The organism is Butyrivibrio sp. MC2013, assembly GCF_000424585.1.
GTDB lineage: Bacteria > Bacillota > Clostridia > Lachnospirales > Lachnospiraceae > Butyrivibrio.
On the sequence record NZ_AUKE01000007.1, the window covers coordinates 173,388 to 193,501 of the forward strand.

17 protein-coding genes and 2 pseudogenes are annotated in these 20,114 nt (G+C 44.4%); all 19 read right to left on the minus strand.

Translation table 11 applies throughout. From position 1 onward, the window contains the following. Positions 1-2 precede the first annotated feature (2 nt). Entirely contained in the window at positions 3-2,252 is a 2,250-nt protein-coding gene (locus tag G636_RS0105335; protein WP_026507201.1) for a GH36-type glycosyl hydrolase domain-containing protein, read from the minus strand. Positions 2,253-2,268: 16 nt separating this feature from the next. Continuing rightward, positions 2,269-3,114, minus strand: a complete 846-nt coding sequence (locus G636_RS0105340; RefSeq protein WP_026507202.1) for a carbohydrate ABC transporter permease — start codon at positions 3,112-3,114, stop codon at positions 2,269-2,271. Between the two features lie 9 nt (positions 3,115-3,123). Beyond that, positions 3,124-4,035 carry a carbohydrate ABC transporter permease gene (locus G636_RS17420; protein ID WP_051226553.1) on the minus strand — a complete coding sequence of 304 codons (912 nt, stop codon included), beginning with the start codon at positions 4,033-4,035 and terminating at the stop codon, positions 3,124-3,126. A gap of 18 nt (positions 4,036-4,053) precedes the next feature. Then, on the minus strand, positions 4,054-5,559 hold the full coding sequence (locus tag G636_RS0105350; RefSeq protein WP_026507203.1) for an ABC transporter substrate-binding protein: 1,506 nt from the start codon (positions 5,557-5,559) through the stop codon (positions 4,054-4,056). Positions 5,560-5,661: 102 nt separating this feature from the next. Continuing rightward, complete coding sequence (locus G636_RS0105355; protein WP_026507204.1) at positions 5,662-7,230, minus strand: response regulator; 1,569 nt, start codon at positions 7,228-7,230, stop codon at positions 5,662-5,664. Between the two features lie 47 nt (positions 7,231-7,277). Next, positions 7,278-9,119 carry a sensor histidine kinase gene (locus G636_RS0105360; RefSeq protein ID WP_026507205.1) on the minus strand — a complete coding sequence of 614 codons (1,842 nt, stop codon included), beginning with the start codon at positions 9,117-9,119 and terminating at the stop codon, positions 7,278-7,280. Positions 9,120-9,249: 130 nt separating this feature from the next. After that, positions 9,250-10,050: a GH12 family glycosyl hydrolase domain-containing protein gene (locus G636_RS0105365; protein WP_026507206.1), complete on the minus strand. Its 801-nt coding sequence runs from the start codon at positions 10,048-10,050 to the stop codon at positions 9,250-9,252. Positions 10,051-10,060: 10 nt separating this feature from the next. Beyond that, on the minus strand, positions 10,061-13,186 hold the full coding sequence (locus G636_RS0105370; protein WP_026507207.1) for an endo-1,4-beta-xylanase: 3,126 nt from the start codon (positions 13,184-13,186) through the stop codon (positions 10,061-10,063). 279 nt (positions 13,187-13,465) lie between these two features. Further along, the gene (locus G636_RS0105375) at positions 13,466-14,020 is read right to left on the minus strand and encodes a hypothetical protein (protein WP_051226555.1); all 555 of its coding nucleotides are present in this window, start codon (positions 14,018-14,020) and stop codon (positions 13,466-13,468) included. Then, a complete protein-coding gene (locus G636_RS0105380) occupies positions 14,004-14,426 on the minus strand; it encodes a DUF4430 domain-containing protein (protein WP_026507209.1) in 423 nt (140 codons plus the stop codon). The genes G636_RS0105375 and G636_RS0105380 overlap by 17 nt, the downstream gene beginning before the upstream one ends. A 75-nt stretch (positions 14,427-14,501) precedes the next feature. After that, on the minus strand, positions 14,502-15,863 hold the full coding sequence (locus G636_RS19360) for a manganese efflux pump (protein ID WP_051226557.1): 1,362 nt from the start codon (positions 15,861-15,863) through the stop codon (positions 14,502-14,504). A gap of 28 nt (positions 15,864-15,891) precedes the next feature. Further along, positions 15,892-17,067 carry a cation:proton antiporter gene (locus G636_RS0105390; RefSeq protein ID WP_026507211.1) on the minus strand — a complete coding sequence of 392 codons (1,176 nt, stop codon included), beginning with the start codon at positions 17,065-17,067 and terminating at the stop codon, positions 15,892-15,894. 103 nt (positions 17,068-17,170) lie between these two features. Continuing rightward, positions 17,171-17,623 (minus strand): thioredoxin-dependent thiol peroxidase, encoded by a 453-nt coding sequence (gene bcp, locus G636_RS0105395; RefSeq protein WP_026507212.1) that lies wholly within the window; start codon positions 17,621-17,623, stop codon positions 17,171-17,173. Positions 17,624-17,777: 154 nt separating this feature from the next. After that, positions 17,778-17,891, minus strand: a pseudogene (locus G636_RS21255) (HD domain-containing protein); the annotation flags it as partial. Positions 17,892-17,930: 39 nt separating this feature from the next. Then, on the minus strand, positions 17,931-18,407 hold the full coding sequence (locus G636_RS20215) for a MazG nucleotide pyrophosphohydrolase domain-containing protein (protein WP_026507214.1): 477 nt from the start codon (positions 18,405-18,407) through the stop codon (positions 17,931-17,933). Next, positions 18,395-18,535, minus strand: coding sequence for a hypothetical protein (locus G636_RS20220; RefSeq protein ID WP_196803037.1), 141 nt, complete (start codon positions 18,533-18,535; stop codon positions 18,395-18,397). Before G636_RS20220 ends, G636_RS20215 begins: the two co-directional genes overlap by 13 nt. Before the next feature lie 13 nt (positions 18,536-18,548). Continuing rightward, positions 18,549-19,511, minus strand: coding sequence for a MarR family transcriptional regulator (locus G636_RS0105415; protein WP_196803038.1), 963 nt, complete (start codon positions 19,509-19,511; stop codon positions 18,549-18,551). Positions 19,512-19,629: 118 nt separating this feature from the next. After that, entirely contained in the window at positions 19,630-19,782 is a 153-nt protein-coding gene (locus G636_RS20225) for a hypothetical protein (RefSeq protein WP_155832325.1), read from the minus strand. Further along, positions 19,779-20,069: pseudogene (locus G636_RS0105425) on the minus strand (hypothetical protein); the annotation flags it as partial. The gene G636_RS20225 and the pseudogene G636_RS0105425, both read right to left, overlap by 4 nt. Positions 20,070-20,114: the final 45 nt, after the last annotated feature.

Below are 20,114 nucleotides of genomic sequence, written 5' to 3' on the forward strand. Positions count from 1 at the left end.
ATTCAAATATCTTCCGGCCAAGTAGCGGTGATATCACCGTCATAAGCCCTGTTAGTAATGATGTAACCCTGTTCTTTACCAGTATCTCTCCTGATACTGATGCTGCGCATGCCATCCCTTGTCTTTATCCTGCAGGATACCCTGTCCCATTCGGAAGGAAGGCAGGGATCTATAGTATCAGCACTTCCGTCCCTGATGCCAAAGATCTCTTCTATTATCAGAAAGAGCATCCAGGCCACAGTTCCTGTTCCGTAGTGCCTACTGCTCCTGCCATAGTTAGGAGACGTCCTTATACCGTAATAGTAATTGGCAAGATAAGTCGGACACTGAAGGCTCACCGAGGGCGGATTATAGGGATTGGTGGGAAGGGTACGTCTGATAGTGTCGTAGAGGCCGTCTGCGTCACCCATAAGAGCCTGTGCATAGGCATAAAACATGGATGCATGGCAGTATACAGAACCATTCTCTGTAGTGCCCGGCATTTTCACACTGATCCTGCCCCATCTGGGGTCCCATTTATAAAAGGGAGGATTCATAAGAAGGGGACCAAAGGGAGTCATAAGCTCATGCCCCATGATCTCAAATAGCTGTCTATATCTGCCCTCATCTGCAAGATCAGCTATTACAGCCCAGGACTGACTATTAAGAAAGAGCCTGTCAGATACGTCTCCTAAAAGGACGCCGTCATCATCTATTGCAGCCGCATATCTGTCAGTGCACCAGGCGTGCTCATTCACAGATTCTCTCATCTTGCCTGCAGCTGCTCTCAGCTCCTTTGCTGCCATAGGATCATAGCGCTCCATGATGGACATAAGCCTACGGACCGCATATATAAAGGCTTCGGATAGCCAGACTGATTCGCCTCTCCCTTTTCTCCCGGCGCCATTAATGGGATCATTCCAGTCTCCGTCTCCCATGAGGCACAGCCCTCTCTCTCCTGTGTGATCGGCCAGGTATCTAAGAGCCATGATCATATGCTCAAGGAGAGTACCCTTCCCTCCATCAGCATAGGGAACAGTTTCAAAGAAGAGCTTCTCATCTGCCATACGTCTGATCCAGCTCTCCAGGCAGATGACCAGCCAAACAGGGCCATCTGTATGGCGAAGCCTGCATAGGGCACCGCCTTGTCCTCCCGAGGTATCATGCCATTGCTGCAAGAAGCCGTCTCTATGCTGAAGTCTTATAACATCTAAAAGATAGTTCCCGGCCCTGACAGGGTCTATCATGGCAAGGCCCATTGCATCCTGGAGCCTGTTCCTGACAGGGCAGTAAGTCCCTCCCCTGTTGTGAGTAGTCAGTTCTATGATCTGCTTTTTAAGCCAGTAATTGGCAAAGGCATCAAGGTCCTTATCCGGAGTGTTTATATATAAGCCTCCAAGCTGCCTTTTCCAGCTCCTGACAGCTTCCTCTTCCAGTCTGTCATATTCGCTTGAGGAAAAGGATCTGCTAAGAGAAGAGATCTCACCGGGGTCACTTGTAGCTCCTGCTTCCAGGCAGATAACCCTGCTCTCTCCCGGCATCAAAGTGATATCATATGCAAAGGCGCTGCAAAAATCCTCTGCCTCTCCTGCTACCCCGCTTAGCCTTCCTGCTGTAACCGCAGCGGGAACCGATGAAGGGACCCCCGGGCCAAAGAAGCGAAAGAAGCTCATATCAAAGGAAGACGGCTCAGTATCTGATATTGTATATATATAAGTCTTCTCTGAAAGAGTAGCCTCATAGTCTTCATACAAAGCGTGATAGGCCGGCGCATGCTTGATGATCGCTTTACTCTCAGGATCATACTCGCATTTGCCGCCCATAACCCCATGGTCATAAGGCATAAAACAGGAAAAGAGGGAGAGTTTCTTGTCCAGCTCTCCCTTATTACTGATACTGATCTTCCACAGTTCCCTGCTACCCTTCGCCGGTACAAAGACCTTGATAGAAGTAGATATATCATGATAAGAAGATATAAGCTCTGTGGAATGGATACCATGTATGCAGCGATATTCATCTGTCTTGCTGCCAAGCGGGTAATAGCAGGGGCTCCAGACCTCATTGTCATTTTGGTCCTTTAAATAGAAAAATCTGTTTTTTAAAAATACTTTTTTTCTAACATAATCATCTACTATATAAGCCTCTCCCTGAAGAGTCTGACTAAGTTCAAGATAGTATTCATCATTAAAGAGATGATTGGTCCAGTCTCCGGGAGTAAGCGGAGTAGATATCTCATATGAGCGTCCATTATCTGTAAATCTGCCATATTCCATAAATGCTGCTGCCTCCCTACATCTTGACAGCGCCTTCAGTCACGCCGGAGATAACCCACCTGCTGGTGAATACATAGACAACTACAACGGGGAGTATTGCAAGGCTTGCTCCCGCAAGGAGCAGCCCCCACTCCGTAGCAGCTTCACCTGTGGAATCCTTGAGGGCAATGACTGCCACTACGAGAGGCTGGATCCTGGTATTGGTAAAGGTCATGACATAAGGCCAGAAGAAGTCATTCCATATCCTGTTAAAAAAGATAATAGAAAAAGTGCCTATCATGGGCTTAGCCAGAGGTATACCTATATAGAAAAATCTCTGAAAAAGGCTGCAGCCATCAAGGGATGCCGCTTCATCAATGGCCCGTCCCTGACTTTTGAAATAAGCTTCGAAAATAAAGACTTCCGCACCTGCTGTTGTGATAGTGCCCAGGATAATAGAAAGCCTTGTTCCTGTAAGACCTAAATTTCTCATGATCTCAAGCTTTGGATAGAGTGTCATGGGCCCGAGAGCTACAAACATGGTAGCAAGGATTGAAAGGCGAAGAGCCTTTTTGCCTATAAACTCCTGGTTGGCTATACAAAAGCCAAGTACACAGACATTAAACATAGATATCACAGTACCCACTGATGCATAGAGAACACTGTTGCCGATGTACCCAAGAAAATTAGCCTCCTTAAAGGCCCTTGTATAATTGCTCCATACCACCTTATGCGGCCAGAAGCCGCTGTCTGTGAGGAGCTCCGAAACAGGCTTTAGTGAGCCCATAATACTGAATGCTATGGGAAAAAGCACGATAATACTAAGGGTTATCAAAAAGAGATAAATCCCTGCATTTTGGATCAGTTTAATATATTTACGCATTTATTCACCTTAATCGTATTGCATACGCTCGGTAACGAGCTGATAAATTGCTGTAATAAATCCCACTATCACTGCAGATACAACCGCCACCGCAGCTCCCAGGCCGTACTGAGCCGTAGTTCCACTAGGGAAGAAGAGATTGTAGATATACATGAAGGTCAGCTCTGTGCTGTGCCCCGGACCACCCTTAGTCAGGATAAAATAGGAGCCCATAGCCTTGAGACAGCCCACAAGAGAGAGCATGATGATAACCTGACTCATGCGTGCCATCATGGGAATAGTGATGTAAAAGAGGCGCTGCATATCCGTGGCCCCGTCTACGCTGGCGCTCTCATATACATCCTTGGGAATATTGGTGAGCCCTGCTATAAAAAAGAGCATGTTCAGTCCAAAAAAAATCCACGTATCGGAAAGCACACCAATCAAAAAAGCAGTGGAGGTATGGGACAAAAGATTGTATCCCGGCGTAATCACACCCATTTTGCTCAGATAGCCTGTGATGATACCATTGAAGGGATTAAGCATGATACCAAACACCATAAATATTGCAAAGCTTGGAAGAATCTGAGGCATATAAAAGAGTGTCTTAAAGAAGGTGCGTCCCCTAACCTTACCGCTGACCAAAAGGGCAGATATGAAAGCCAGCGGGATCTCTATCGCTGTCTTGATCAGAGCATACATAAGGGTCCTTCCCCAAGATGTCCAATACGTGGCAAAAGAATGAAAATCGAATATCTTCCTGAAATTATTCAGTCCGACATAGATAGGAACTGTAGTTCCGTCATAGTTATAGAGGCAATATTTAAGTGCCCATATTATGGGATAGATTCCCATAGCAAAGAATAGTATCAAAGTAGGAGCCAGGAGGAGGTAGGCCGGTACACTCCTCCTGAGCTTCTTTGCAGAATCAGAAGATCTCATAGATGGCTGCTCCTCTTCTTAATCCTGCATAGCCTGCCATTCATCGGCAGTAACATAATGGATCTTTTCCGGATCGATGGCTTTCATGGGATCAAAATCACTAACAGTCATGATCTTGCCAAGGAAGGCTATATCATTACCTGCTGCAGCTGCCTTCTCTTCATCCATCCTGGCCTGCTCTAAAAGACCGTCATTGTAGCGCTTTGACAGGTCTGCAAGAGTAGCATCTATATCCATATCAGGAGAGTCGATGAGCTGAGCAAAGGTTGTAGATTCGTTATCACCTGTGATCTGCACTCCCAGATTAACATTGGATACCTGTACCATATCCTCTGAAGGGCTGTACTCAACCCACTGAGGGAACTGGGCTGCAGGCTTATCCTGTGCTGCTTCAAGAGCCCAGGGAAGTACAGACATATCAGTAGCCTTGGACAAGAGCTCTGACTGATAATCTTCGCCCAGCATAAATTCTACAAACTTAGCAGCTTCCTCTTTATGTTCACTTGTTGCTGACAGCATGTAATTAGCAGAATCTCTAAGGCAAAGTGCACCTTTATTTTCTCCGTCTATGGCAACAGGCCACTCAAATACGCCCCAGTCGCAATCTGCTTCAAACTGTGTGTTGATAGCTGCGCAGTCCCATGAAACTGAAGGAATCATACCGATCCTGCCTGCCGCAAACTGAGCACGAAGACTGTCATTGTCCAGTGTCTCTGCTCCGGGGAAGGTGATGCCTTCAGCGATCATCTGTCTGAAAAGCTCTATATAGGGTTTTGCATAGGAAAAATCATATCTGTTTGAAGCAAAGTCGTAGCCCATCTTGTAATAGCCTTCAAGAGCTCCAACAGGCTCCATGATAAAGGGTACTGCAGATCCTGACGCAGCAGAGCTAAGTCCAAAGCCGTAATAGTCTCCGTTACCTGCCTCTGTGATGAGTTTTGCGTCCTCATATACTTCCTGCCAACTGGTGGGAAGCTCAGTAATGCCTGCCTTTTCGAAGAGTTCCTTGTTATAAGCCATCTTGTAGGTCTTGGCGCCCCATACAAAGGCATAGGTATTAAGCTCGCCGTTTACTTCCACCTTGTAGGTATAGGGATTGATCTTCTCTTTAAAATCCTCTGAAAGATAATTGTCCCAGGGCTCAATCCATCCGTTGCTCAGAGCTTCTGCCACATCACTTACGCCATGGAGAATATCAGGCGCCTGTCCTGAAAGGATGGCAGTCTTGAGCGCAGTCTGCCACTCACCTGTTTTAAGTACTACCTCTACTGTGATATTGTCTTCATTAGTCTCATTGAATTTCTCAACCATGGGCTCTATAGCGCTCATGGAGCCGCTGGTCCAGGTAAAATACTGGATCGTCACAGGTTCCTTGTCAGAAGCCCCTTCTTCTGATTCCTTTGAATCTGCGGAAGAATTGGTAGGAGCATTTTCATCCCCTATAGCCACCTTGTCACCACAACCTGCCAGCATAGTAAAAGTCGTTAACAGCGCCATTAGAAATCCAAGCGTTCTTTTTTTCATATTGCTATCCTCCTCATTAGAATTGTTATCACCTAACAATCTAAAGTCTAACAAAGGAGTGTGTGAAAAACTTATGAGTAAGGTTTAGAAACTTCATATCAATTATTTATCTTCCCAATATTTCTTATATACTCTTGACAGATATCGTCCATCCTTGTAGCCCAGAAGGCCTGCCGCCTGATTTAAGGTACACTTATCCTCTTCTATCAGTTCTCTGGCGCGCTCCATCTTGACACGCACCACATAGTCTTTGAAATTCTCACCGCTCTCTTTAAATAGAAAACTAAGATAATTGGGGCTGACAAAAACACTCTCAGCAACAGTGATAAGTGAAACGTCACCTCCAAGGTCCTGCCTTATATATTTTTTGGCCTTCTCTATAATTCCTTCATTTCTAAGGAGGCGGTCATCATTGATGATCGTAGCTATGGCAGTAAGCTGTTCTTCTATCATAGTGTGAAGCTTGTCCAAAGTCATATACTGATCACCGCCTGAGAGCAGGGAAGACATCTCTCCAATTCTCACAGAGATAGCATCGGCAGTCTCTGATGCATCAGCCTCGATAGACTTATCCAGCATGGATATCAGTCCCTTTAGCCTGTCCATGATATATTCTCGGCCCTGAGAAGCATATTCGGACAAGGCTGCAAAATAAGCAGTGAGATACCTGGTAGTGCCTTCTATATCCCCTACGCTTACAGCCCCTGTCAGAAGCTCTTCCTTTTCCTTTAATAGTAGAGCATTTCCGCTTTCTCTTTTCTCTACATCTCCTATGAAAATGATTGAACCTTCGCCCATAAAGAAGCGGTAGCTCAGCGCTTTCTCGGCATCCCTATACGCAACGGCTATCCTGGAAACATCTGTGATCAGCCTGCTGATACCTACGCTTACAGACTTAGCGTTTCGCAGGAATATCTCCTTTTGGATCCTTAATGCCTTACCCTGAAGAAAGACCACAAAATCCTTTTTGCTCATATCAGACGGCTTATTACAAATGATGATCAGCCTGTCTTTCATGTCAATGGACACCTCGGTGCGAAGCTCAGAAGCCATCACCTCACTACTGATCTCCTGCAGGGCCATAAGAGTCATCTCCAGCTCCATCCTGTCTTCCATATAGCTGTCAGGCTCGCAGACAAGGACTGAGAGATCTTCCAGCTCAAGTTCTATGGACAATGATCCAAAGCGCTGTCCTATCTGCTCCTTTTTTTGACTAAGGCCCCCTATAAGCTGGTTGATATAATGCTGTCTCATAATAGGAGCAGATTCTTCTAATTTGCTCTTAAGGCGTCTTGTAGAGATGATCTCATCTCGAACAGAGGCTACTACCTCCATTAGTTTTTCTATTTTGACAGGCTTTAGAAGATAGTTGCAAGCCTTATATTCCATTGCCTTCCTGACAAAATCAAATTCCTCATGTCCGGACAAAAGGATAACGCGTATATCAGGGTAACGCTCATATACCTCTTTGGTAAGCTCAAGTCCGTCCATGACAGGCATTACCACGTCGGACAGTAGTATATCCGGCATTTCTTTTTCTATCATTTCCAGGGCCTGTTTGCCATTTGCTGCAGCACCCACAATTTCTATACCGCATTCATCCCATTTGCCTACCCTGCATATACCTTCTCGCAGGATAGTCTCATCTTCCACTACTATCATCTTTAACATAATCACATCACCCAAAATTACCTGAGCTTTACTAATAACAGACAAAGCTACTGCATTTCGCTATCTATATCACCAGGCAACAAAGATTCTCTGTAACGCAAAGGGAATCTGATTGAAGCCTTTGTATACATTCCATCCTGCGATTCGTAGAACACACTTCCCATTCCCTTTGAATAAAGTTTTATACGCTCTTTAACATTAGAGATCGCATAGCCGTGATTATCTTTAGCAGCCGTGATATACTCGCCTTCATTTAACTGCCTGCATATGGAAGAATCCATACCACTTCCATTATCTGTTACATCAAATAGAAGAAAATCATCCTTGCAAGTCACCTTGATATCTATATGTCCTTTTCTATCAATCCCTTCAAAACCGTGGATAAGACAGTTCTCCGCAAGAGGCTGCAATATCAGTTTGGGTATCCTCTCCTCTTCAAGTCCTTCTTCAAGCTCTATAGTATAATCAAAGCTGTCATCATAACGCACCTTCTGAATATCCAGATATTTACTCACATGATCCAGCTCTTTGCGGACGCTGGTGATATCTTCGCCTTTGTTCAGGCTGAGCCTGAAGAAGTCTGCAAGATCTGCTATGAGATCCGCAATCTTGTCCTCGTTTTCCATTTTGGCAAGCCAGTATACCATGTCCAGAGTGTTATAGAGAAAGTGAGGATTGATCTGGGCCTGAAGAGCTTTAAGCTCCTGTGCATGCTTTTGATTTTCTACCCTTTTAACTTCAACAAGGAGGCGCGAGACCTCCTTCATAAGGGTGGCGAAATTATCACCCAGCTCCGCCACCTCATCGTGGTATCTGGTATGAAATTCCACCTCCATATTATTTTCTATAGCAGTATCCATAGCTTTAGCCAGGCTCCTGACAGGCCTGGTAACCGTTCCTGACACAAAGGATGCGATCATAAATACCACGATCACTGCCAGCCCAAAGAGCAGCATGGCCACCTTTCGGATCTCACCGGTCTGCCTGTATAGCAGATTCATATTATAGACATATGAGATGTTCCAACCTGTGAGATCCATCTTACTGATATGGATCTGCAGCCTGTCCTCTTCAAATTCACCTTCGAAATCTTCTCTTATCTTCTGAGGCAAAAGCTCACTGACCGCGATCTCCTGCCTTCCGGCGAGCCCCTCCCTGTCTCCGGATCTGGCAATGATATCACCCTTATTATCAAATATCAGGACATTAGTATTTCTCTTTTCCGCTTCTTTACTCATGATATCTGTCAGATACTTTTTTCTAAAAGCAAATACCATGACGCTATAGTCCTTATCCAGATCCGACTGATAGCCAACTACAGCCTTGGGTCCATCATTGCTGCCCGAAGTCTGATAATAAAAGGATCTGACCATGTAGAGATCCTCTGAATTGCCATTCATGTACAGGAGTCTGTTCTTATTATCCATCGCCGCCTGATAGTAGGGCGTAGACCTGAAGCTGTCATAATCCGTGGATATGCGATATTCGCTGGAATATACATCACCTGAAGGAGTATACAGATATATCCCGTCCAGAGTATCATGATTTCTAAGCTTGATACTCAGCAGATAAGTCCTGATCTCATTATCAAGCTTTATCTGCTCAGACTTATCGCTTATATCTTCAGAAGCCTTGAAATATAGCCTGGTAAATGCATCATCATCAAAAAGGCCAATGAATTCGGCATTAACAGAGGAAATCCTGGCATATATAGTTTTCTCTAAATATCCCAAGGAATCCTGAAGAATAAAGGTTTCCTGCTTTTTAAGCAGACCTGTTGCAAAGAAATATGCATAGCAGGTGATGATACTGATAAGTATCACGGCAAATATGGTATATAGAAATGTGATCCTGGTCCTGATGGAACAATTCAAAAAAAATCTCTTCATGGCAGATCCTTAAGTAATTCTGCAAAATTTCTCCACACATATGTAATCGACATTTATGTCGCAAAAACCATGTATATGTAATATATCATTTATTTTTACGACATTGAAGTACCGATAATGATCCGTACATCTATTGCTGTACATCACATTTGTACAATCTGGTATTGACCCTCCCTTCTCCTTCTACAATCTCGCTGCCCGCCTCTATGGAATGTATCCAGCCGCCTGCGCTGACTCTTCCTGTATCCAGGAGATACTGCATAAAGTCCTTGAGATTAAGCTTGATACTGCATGTATTACTAGTCCGCTTAAAGCTGATACATGTCCACGCATCATCTCTCACAGTAGAATATACCGTACCGGAATAAATATCCCACTGGCTTCCCCCTAGTGAAACGCCGGATGCTATCCTGGTCCCAAGAGGCGTTGCGCCTCCTGCAGCATAGGTCCATATCATGATCTCATAGTCATGCCATACCTTTTCCCCAAAAGAGGGATTGATCCAAATATCCCAAGCGCAATTAAAGGTGCCCGACGGAGTCCTGACATTGTCAAAGCCTGTGAGATCGTAATCCCATTCCAGCCAGATATTTCGCCCCTGTCCAAGACCTGCAGGCAGACGGCTTGGATTGGAATCACTGTTTACTTTAATTGAAGGATAGGATTTTACTTTATTATTAATCCCTGTAGGCCATTTCCATCTCCATCCAAAATTATTGACAGTAGGCCCATCGCCAAATATACTCTGGGAATAATCCGGGACGCCCCCTTTGCCCCACATATTATTTACCAGAAAGTATTTGGGCTGATCCACCAAGGTTATAGTATTACCATCCCCCCATTTTTCTATAGTTTCTGCATGAGCACTTACTCCCAGGCAGAGCATAACTGCTGCCAGGAGCAATGCTATTAACCTTCTCTTTGTCCCCATATGATCCTCCTTACCTTGTCAGTCTCTGACTCAGAATACCGGAGAGTATCTTTATGATGGAACGGACTACTATTTCTACTCTCTTTTCGATTATTTCAATCTTTTTATCTATTCTGTCTTTATCGCATGAAGTCTGTTTCTTCACAGTTACGGTAACCGTCGCAGGTTCCGCTGCCTTGTACTCATCAGTTTCTTCAGACCTGATCGTAACAGTAAAATTACCTGAGTAATTCCTGGGAATAGTAACTATTCCATTAGCATCTACCTTAGCTTTACTATCTGATGATTCATATGTCAGATTAGCTGCATCTGAGCTGGCATTTAACTTCAGAGTCTGAGTTCTAACAGATGAAGATACGATAGTAATATCCTTTTTACCTACTAAGATAGTATTATCTTTTTTCTCAGGCTCTTCCGGAATATCTTCACCGGGATCAGCGGGATCAGATCCTGTAGTCACGTTTATCACTACCGGTTCATCACCCAGCTCCACTTCGTACTCATATTCCTCGCCGCAGGCTGTCACAGTCACCTTCTGAGTGCCCTTAAAGGCACGGATGCTGTAGATACCATCTATATCTGTCGCACCTTCTTCATTGGTCCACCACTCATTGTAGATCATGTCATGCCATACCTGGCCGTTGGGCTTTAGGTTAAAATCGCTGTCCACCATGGCAGCTTTGGGCTGATACATGCAGCCCTGGTAGAAGCCCCAGGTGGTAATGGATGACACAGCCTCTTCACTAAACACCGCGATCATAAAATCTCTGGTAAAGCGTGCCTGAAATTCCGGATCATCATCTTCATAGGTAAACTCTGTGATCTCAATATCCTTGCCCAGTCCCGAGAATCTATCCAGGATATTGATGATCTCAATGGGAGAGATCAGACTTATATGGCCCTGGATGCCTATGGTTGTAAGAGGCGAATTCTCGGAGAGATATTTGCAAAGCTCATAATGATAATCCTGATGACCCTTATCCCTTGATAAGATACCATAATCATTGTAGGTAAGCTTGCAGTCAGGATCTGCGGCCCTTGCTCTGTCAAACCATGCAGCTACTGAGTCAAAGCTGTAATAGGGACTGTCCGCCGGATAGGAGCTAAGCCTGTCTGCCCAGTCATGGGAGGTCATGTTCTCATTTACCACATCCCAGTTGTAGATCCTGCCCTTATATTTCTCCACATAGGTATCTATGTGATCCATGGTCCAGTCCCTAAGAGCAGCATTTCCCTCCTCAGTACCTGAGGTAAAGAGCGCCTTGTCCTCCATATCAGTGGAAGCACCGCTCATATCCACCTTGCGGAGCCTTGTATCATCACCATAGATCAGCACATGTCCTCTGATATCCAGATCCCTGTCTTCAAAATAATCCATCCAGTCATTTATCAGGACCTGCCTGTCAGGATCCGTTACATAATAGGGCTTAAGGGCATTTTCAAAGCCCACCCTGTTATGGGCTATCTGCTCAAATGCTGCTTTGTATTTTTCCTGTTTGGCGCTATCCCATTTATTATATTCATCCACATTTACAATGGTGCCAAAGCCAAAGGCGTGCCTTTGCTGCTCTACCTTAACAGCTGCATCTTTTATGGGATTGCCCTTGGAATCGGTTACCTCTACAGAAAGATCCTGCTTTCTGATCTCTTCTATACGCTGATATGCGTCTTTTCTCCACTGGGCATCCTCTTCCATTCCCAGATAGGATCTGGACATCACAGGCATCTCTTTGACTGAGATATCCTTGCCAAAATCTATTACAAAAATATCTCCTATCATCAGCTCCTGAACGGCTCCACCCAGATGAAATACCCAGGCGCCATCCAGATCTGTAGACGCGGCAGGAGCTTCACATGCGCCATACACCAAAGTCCATGCGTTTTCATCATCAGCATTTATTGATGCAGTGATGTCGAAATTGGCAGAAGTCTTTCTGTCAGGCCTGATACGTGTATTGGCAGCCACAAACATAGCTTCCTTGTTGGTCACAGAGCTGATGCCCCTGATCCTGCAGCCATAGAAAAGAGTATCACCCTTTTGTATAGCCTTATTATGATCCAGGTTAAAGAAGACCTGCGCATCCCAGGCCTGATCACCTGTACGCGTGGTTTTCACATAAAGAGCCTTGTCAAAAGACTGGCCGCTTACATCTACAATGCTGCTTACAAAATCACTGTCATTGTCTTCTAAAGGCTCCTGGAGCTCTACGTCATATGCTCCTTCACTATCAAGCGAAGGGAAGTTTACCAAAGTGCCCTTGCCGCTATTATAAAGCTTCATAGCTTCCTCAAAGGAAAGCCTCTCAAGCTCGGGCTCAGGCTCATCCTCTTCACCGGTAGTCCTTGACAGGTTATAGATCTGAAGATCTGCTATCTCAAAGGACTCTGCAGCCATGCCCACCTGGAGCACAAAAGCTCCATACTTGTTGCCATTACTGTCAACGCTGCTGCTATCTGCAGAATTTGCAGGAGCATCAGCATAGCCCCATACAAGTGTCCAATCGTCATCGATAGGCTCTTTGATATCATTTCGCTGGTAGTTAACAGCTGCATCGCCGCCATTACTGGGACGGATACGCATATTGGTGACCGCTTCATCAGCACTCTCACTGGACAGCCCCTTCATCCTAAAAGCATAGAAGAGATTATCTCCCGTGCACACTTTACCTGTAAGCTTAAAGAATATCTGGCCGTGATAATTGCCCTCTCCCTTTTTATATGTTTCGATCCTAAGTGCTTTTCCATAACTATCATCAGTGACAGCTGCTGCCTTGACATCTGCAGGAGTCAGAGAATTATTGCAGTCAACCCAGCAGTTATCCCCCCTGCTGCCTACGCTGTTCCATTCCTCCGCTGTGAGACGGGATGCTGTTCCGGCCTTGTAAGCTGCTATAGCTTCACTAAGGGCCTTTCCCCCTTCATCAGCTTCCGCAGCACTTATATCCTGAAGATTGATAGCATCATTGTAGAGAGCATTGACGCTGACGCTATCTGCGACGCCGTCCTCACAAGCTTCATTTGTTACACTTTGCTTCTCGATACCTACTGCCTCCTCAGCTCTGACAGGCTGTGCGCACAGCGTAGTCAAAAGGACTACCGATGACAATAGAAGCGAGACCATTTTCTTTACCTTCATGATTACCCCCCTTGATATGATCTGATCCTGCCGGATAGACTCCGACTTATTTTGACTCATTATAAAAGGGGCCGGTGGTGAAATAATTATGATAGATGTGTAAAAAACAAAGAAAAAACGCCAGTTCAGATCTGTACTGGCGTAAAAATGACATAGAAGTACATCCATGTACTTCTAAACATGTCACAATGCATCCTTGCAAATGACATAGAAGTACATCCATGTACTTCTAAACATGTCATAATGCATCCTTGCAAATGACATAGAAGTACAAACACATTAATTTTCCGGCGGCAGGTTCCTGACCCTGCGCATGACCTTGCTGATGGGATGATAGAGTACCAGCATCAGCACAAAGTTGCCTGCGCAGTGGATCAGATCCCAGGGTATGCCCGCTATCCACCAGGTGACCATTGATCTAAATCCAGCTGATAGTCCGCCGGAGCTCAGTCCTATAAAGAAATAGGGGATGGAGCACAGGGCTCCGAAGCATAGGCCAAAGGTGCCTGATATGATAGCCCACAATACAGGAGAAGTATTCCTTCTGAATATCCAGGCTATGAGCACCAGAAGGGGCCAGGCATAGAGATACATGATCCACCAGATATGCATCCCGTATAATGTCCCTTCCAGCAGGATCAGTACAGGGACCAGCAGCGCCACCTTCCAGCCAAAGGTCAGTGTGAACATGATGAGCCAGAAGCTGGTAAGCTCTATATTGGGCATACCGCTAAGGATAAACTTGGACACCTCTATTACAGCTACCATGATACCTATCATGGCAATATCTCTTATAGAAACCCTGTCCGAAGGCCTATTACTGTGCAAACTCATAGGTCCAGCTATATGTATCGCCGTCAGCTACAGGCTGAGAGTCAGCACCGTACTGGCCATACTCACCATTCACATAGAGCGCCCAGTAGGCATTGTCCTCTGCATAGAGAGCTCTCTCGCCATTGACGATCTCAATCATCATGCCATAATCTCCATCAGAACCTGAATATGTAAAACCGGAACCATTTGCTGCCAGTTCATCCATGGCTTCTATGAGATATTCAGCATCAGTTGCCAGCTCATAATCAGTAGTTTCTCCGTTACTTCCCGTAACCTCGATCACGATCTCCTTGGATCCCTTATGTGCCTTGGGTCCAAATACCATGTACACACATGCAAATGCAGCCAGAAGTGCAACGAGCACAACGGCTGCAATTATCAGGGTCTTCTTGTTGTTTTTCTTCATCTTCTCATCCTCTTTTCTCGTATTATTTTGCTCGTATGAGTATATAACCTTTTGAAAGAGTTGAAAAGAGACAAATCACGCCGCTGTGGAAAATGTAATGACCATCATCAGACAGAAGAAGAGCATAAAAGTGATTGTGCCTTTATCCGAGTGCTCGCCTGTGTGCATAGCAGGAATATTTTCTTCCAGCACCAGGAAGGCTATAGCTCCTGCTGTAAGGGACATGGCAAGAAGAAGTACTCCCGGAAATGATGTCACAAGGATCATCATAGCAATACCCAGAAGGGGCTCTACTACACCTGATACTACGCCTATCAGAAATGACTTGTTCTTTTCCACGCCGCCGCTTCTAATGGGGCCAGAGACAAATATTCCCTCGGGGATATTCTGCACAGCGATGCCGATAGTAAGGGCAAAAGCCGTGGCAAGAGACACTTCTCCTGCTCCATTGACAGCTCCGGCGAAGATAATACCCACAGCCATTCCCTCGGGAACGTGGTGGATCACCTCTGAGAGCATTACTCTAAAGGGATATTTCAGGCTGCTGGACGGGCCCTCTTCAGCATTGGTAAAAACGTGAGTATGGGGAACCAGCTTATCCAGCAAATACTGGAAAGCTATTCCGATCATAAAGCCGGCTGCTGCTGTGATGATCCTGCCCTGGCGGATTGATGGATAAAGGAGAGTCCATACAGAGCAGGCCATCATGATACCCCCTGCCATGCCCATCATGATCAGCTTAAAGGATTCCTTTAGTTCGCTGTCTGTAATGAATACAAAGGCCGAACCCAGGACAGTCCCCGCAAAAGGTATCAAAAGGCCAAAGATAAGATCTCCGCCCTCCATAAATTCCAATACTCCAAGGTGCTCCAAGAGGATCTTGAGGCCTATGAAGATAAGGACAAAGCCGCCTGCTGCCTCTGCTCCGGACTTGAATCTGGTGCCAAAAGCATTGCCTATCTTGACTCCAACTGCAGAAAAAGCAAAGGTCGTAGCCATAATGATCAGGCATCCGATCATGGTATTTATCAGCGCAGGTGCATTAAGGAGCTGTACAGGAACTGCTACAAAGGTGATGCCTACTGCCAGAGCGTCTATCGAAGTAGCAACTGCCAGTATAAACATGGACTTTACATCAAAGCCTGCTCTGGTATCATCATCATCTGAAGAAAAGGCTTCTCTGAGCATGTTGGTACCGATGATGGCCAGTAGTATAAAGGCCAGCCAGGGGGCAACTCTATTAATGATAAATGCCAGGCCAGAGCCCAGGACATATCCTAAAAACGGCATCAGTCCCTGGAAAAAGCCAAACCACACTCCGCAGAGCATGACCTGCTTAAAGGTCGCCTTTTTGGTCTCTATTCCCTTACAGATAGAAACTGCAAAGGCGTCCATAGATAGGCCTACGCCCAGAAGCAGCAGTTCAATGATTCCCATATGATCAATCTCCTTAATAGCGGGTTAATTACTTTAGTTCATCACGAGAGTATAGCGTTTTGAGAATAACAGGCGTGAGTATGGAACTAATAATGATCAATAGAATTACAGCAGTAAAATATCTGCTGTCTATAATACCGGCTTTCAAGCCTCTCTGAGCTACTATCAGAGCCACCTCGCCTCTTGTCATCATTCCAAAACCGATCTTGGCACTGTCTGACAGGTTATAGCCAAGAAGTCTTGCTACAGCTCCGCAGCCCAGGATCTTGCCAAGCAGTCCCACCAGCACAAATGCCAGAGAGAATGCCAAAATAGTCATATCTATTTCTCTAAGATTGGTCTGAAGTCCTACGCTGGCAAAAAACACAGGCCCAAATATCATATATGAATTGATATCCATTTTCCTGTCTATGTACTCAGAATCGTCAAGAGAGCTGAGTATGATACCAGCAACATAAGCTCCTGTAATGTCCGCAACACCAAAGTACCTGTCTGCTACATATGAAAAAACAAGTGCAATAGACATACCCATTATCGGTATTCTTCTGGTATGGGGCCATCTTGCATCTAATTTTTTCATGATCCAAAAAATAATAAGTCCAACTACAATTGAAAAAGCGAAGAAAAGGACGGTCTTAACACATACCATTCCCACATTTGAACTGGGATCCTTTAGTCCAAGAACTGCTGTGAGAACGACAATACCGATAACATCATCAATGATTGCAGCGCTTAAAATAGTGGTTCCCACATCGGTGGATATCTTTCCAAGCTCCTTAAGAACCTGAACAGTAATGCTGACCGAAGTCGCAGTCAGGATCGTGCCTATGAACAGAGCCTGCATAAATCCGCTTGTTCCAGCGCCTGAAAAGCCATAGAAACACATATACAGAATCGTTCCCAGAATCAATGGGATCGATACTCCGGCGCAAGCAATGATGGTCGCCTTAATACCTGACTTTTTAAGCTTGTCAATATTGGTCTCAAGGCCTGCACTGAACATCAGCAATATCACGCCGATCTCTGCCATTCCTGAAAGAAAATCATTAGTAGTAACTGCATTTAAAAGGGTTGGTCCTATCAACAGTCCCGCGATGATCTCGCCGGCTACCTGAGGTGCCTTGAACTTTCTGGCAACGATGCCCATTACTTTGGCCGAAATGATAATGATCGCCAGATCACGCAAAATACTTAAAGTATCCATGTCTATCCTCCCGCTGTCTTACAATATTTAAATCACCAACAATTATAAGTTGCAATCCAATATTGTCAACTAAAGAGGCTGATAAACAATTGTTTTCTATAGTTCATAGTTCCCCAAGCATTTTTTCAGGGTCATCAGCAGCTTTTACTTTGTCATTGGCCCTTATGATCACTCCATCTTCGTCAATGAGATATGTAGTACGCACAACGCCCATGGATACCTTGCCATAGTTTTTCTTCTCTTTCCAAACATCATAGGCTTCGATCACCTTGCGTTCAGGATCCGCCAGAAGTGTGAATGCCAGGCCATACTTCTCCTCAAACTTCTTATGAGAAGCCACTGTATCCTTACTCACGCCAAGGACCACTGCCCCCTTTTCTGTAAATTGCGGATAGCGCTCTGAAAATCCACATGCCTGCTTGGTACAACCGGATGTGTTATCCTTTGGATAAAAATACAGAATAACCTTTTTACCTCTGTAGTCCTCAAGAGAATGCATCACACCGTTCTGATCCGGAAGTTCAAATGATGGTGCCTTTGTTCCTATTTCAAGCATATAATACCTCCCAAGACATCTTTTGTAGTCACAAGCTTGCCCTTGTCTAATCTGCCAGATTGCCCTTTTTTATGTGTTTCTTTATGATCTCATCTGCTATGTTATAGAGGATCTCAGAGCCAGGCCTGGTCCCCTCGTGCCTGCCATAAACAGCCTTTGCATCATTCTCTTTCCTTCCCCCTCCGGAAAGACTGGTCTGACGAAAAACATTCTTTTCCTTATCTATTTCTAATGCAAAATCAAGCTGCTTTTTTATACGTTCATCCATTTTTTACCTCACAAACTTATTTATATCATATCAGTAAACTTATCTTATATACCCCTTTCTCTCTTCCGCCTTCCTTATCAGCTCCGTGGCCTCTTTGAAAGCTGCCGGAAGATAATCTTCATGCCACTCCTTACCGGCTTTTTCTTCTTTCTTGATCTCAGCCCAAGCCTGGTGCAGTTCTTCCTCAGAAGCGTACGTCACACCACTGAAAACATGAGGATGTCTTCTCACCATCTTATCAGATATGCGCTTTACCACATCATCAAAGGTAAATAATCCCTCTTCCTCTGCAATAACAGCATGAAACATTATCTGCAGCAAAAGATCCCCCAGTTCCTCCTCAAGATTATCCGGATCCTTTGCTTTCTCCAGAATATTTATCCCGCATACCAGCTCCGCTGCTTCCTCTATAACCGGAGCCTTAAGACTCTCATGAGTTTGCGCGCGATCCCAGGGGCAACCATTCTCACTTCGCAATGTTTCAACTATTTTCTTTAATCTGTCTATCTCAGCCATCTTTTGACCCCCCTCAACGTATTATCAGCTGATTTTGTTTCTACAGGCACACGTACACCTTCATAGTCGGTGATAAAATCAAGCTCTGCATCGGACTTGGTTCTCCAGAAATAACTGTCGATCCCCATGAACTCAAGCCTATTACTGCCACTTAATCTCCTCCAAAACATTTTCTATTTCTCCCTGGACCCTGGGATCTTTTGTATCCTTCAACGAGTAATAAAGGGATAACTTGTCCACTATTCCGTTATCGCAAAGCTTCAGCGGATCATAATTCCACAATTCGACCTTGCATATCGCAGAAGGATTTTCCCATCCCGGCTCATCAACGATTTCAAAACCATCTACAATCCTATCTTTCTTAAAACATGCATATACACTTATTTCCGGTGGGTTTATCATACTGATTTCAGACAATGCATAATCAGAAGCCTTAGGAAGTCTTGTAACATCTTCTGTTTTTCTCACATAGATAACATCACTGACAGGACTGGTAAATGAAGCGCTTGCGAGCTCAAACAGTTCTTTTGAATCGATCACTCGTCCCACTTCGACACTACGCCCATTTCTTTTCTCTTCGATAAATCCCCTGGAGACAAGTTCTTTTGTGCTCCTTGTTACGTAAACAGGATTGAGCCCCAGCCTTTCAGACAACTCTTTTTTTGTAAAATCAGCTTTTACATTATACGTCAGATAAAGAAGAATCATCTGAGCATTTGATGTTAGCTTTAGTAAGCTGTTTCCTTGGTTCCCTGAAAACTTCCTACTGAAAAGTATTCCTAAAAACGGCAAATAAATCTGAGTCGGAAGCATTATGAAAGGAATGTGATGCTTTACGTATGCATTCCTGTTATTCTTTGTAAGAGTCTCAAACCAGAATGCGACCGGTACACCAAGTTTATCTTCGTATAGCATCTTTTCTTTATAAAGTATTCTGCTGTCAATTGCAGATTGAAGCTTTACTATGAAAAAAGAAAACTGTTCATGTTGCGCTGTATATATGGTTCTGCCCGTAGTCAGGTATCTTGGCAGACCATTCTTTTCAGTCTTCTCAGATATTGCAAAAGATAAACCAAATGCATTTTCTAATTCTTTCTCAATCATCATAATTACACCTATATAATTCTTTACATAGTTATTGTAATAGTTTATATATATGTAATTATAAATCTAGAATGCCCTGATTTCAACTATTACCTATTGTTACCACACCACTGTCAATTTAGAGAATCCAGTCCGACACATGTCCATCTTTGAGATTAGAAATAGCTGCATCCATCATATTTATAGTATTTTTTGATATGGAATAATCATCACTCTTCTCTTCCCAGGTATCCGGGTTATTCTTTATGAATTCTAATATTCTTGGCTTCATGTCTGTGTCTCTTTGCTAATCCACTTCTTTTCCTTCTTCTCTACGGCATGATCAATCGTGATCCTGTGTATACTGTCGATATCAGATAGAATCCCGTCTTTTATCAGTTTTCCAAGATTGACCGGAGTATATCCGCATACATTGGCTGCAAGGTTTAAATGCTTGCAGCCTTCCTTGTAATCTCCCATTCTGTCATGGTTTCCAAGAAGCAGTATCTTCTTTCTGACCCTGAGCTTTTTTATATATTCAGGACTTCCAACATCTCCCAAGCAGACAAATGTGTCATTTTCATGATCACGGAATTCAGGATATCGACCTGTTCATTAGGATCT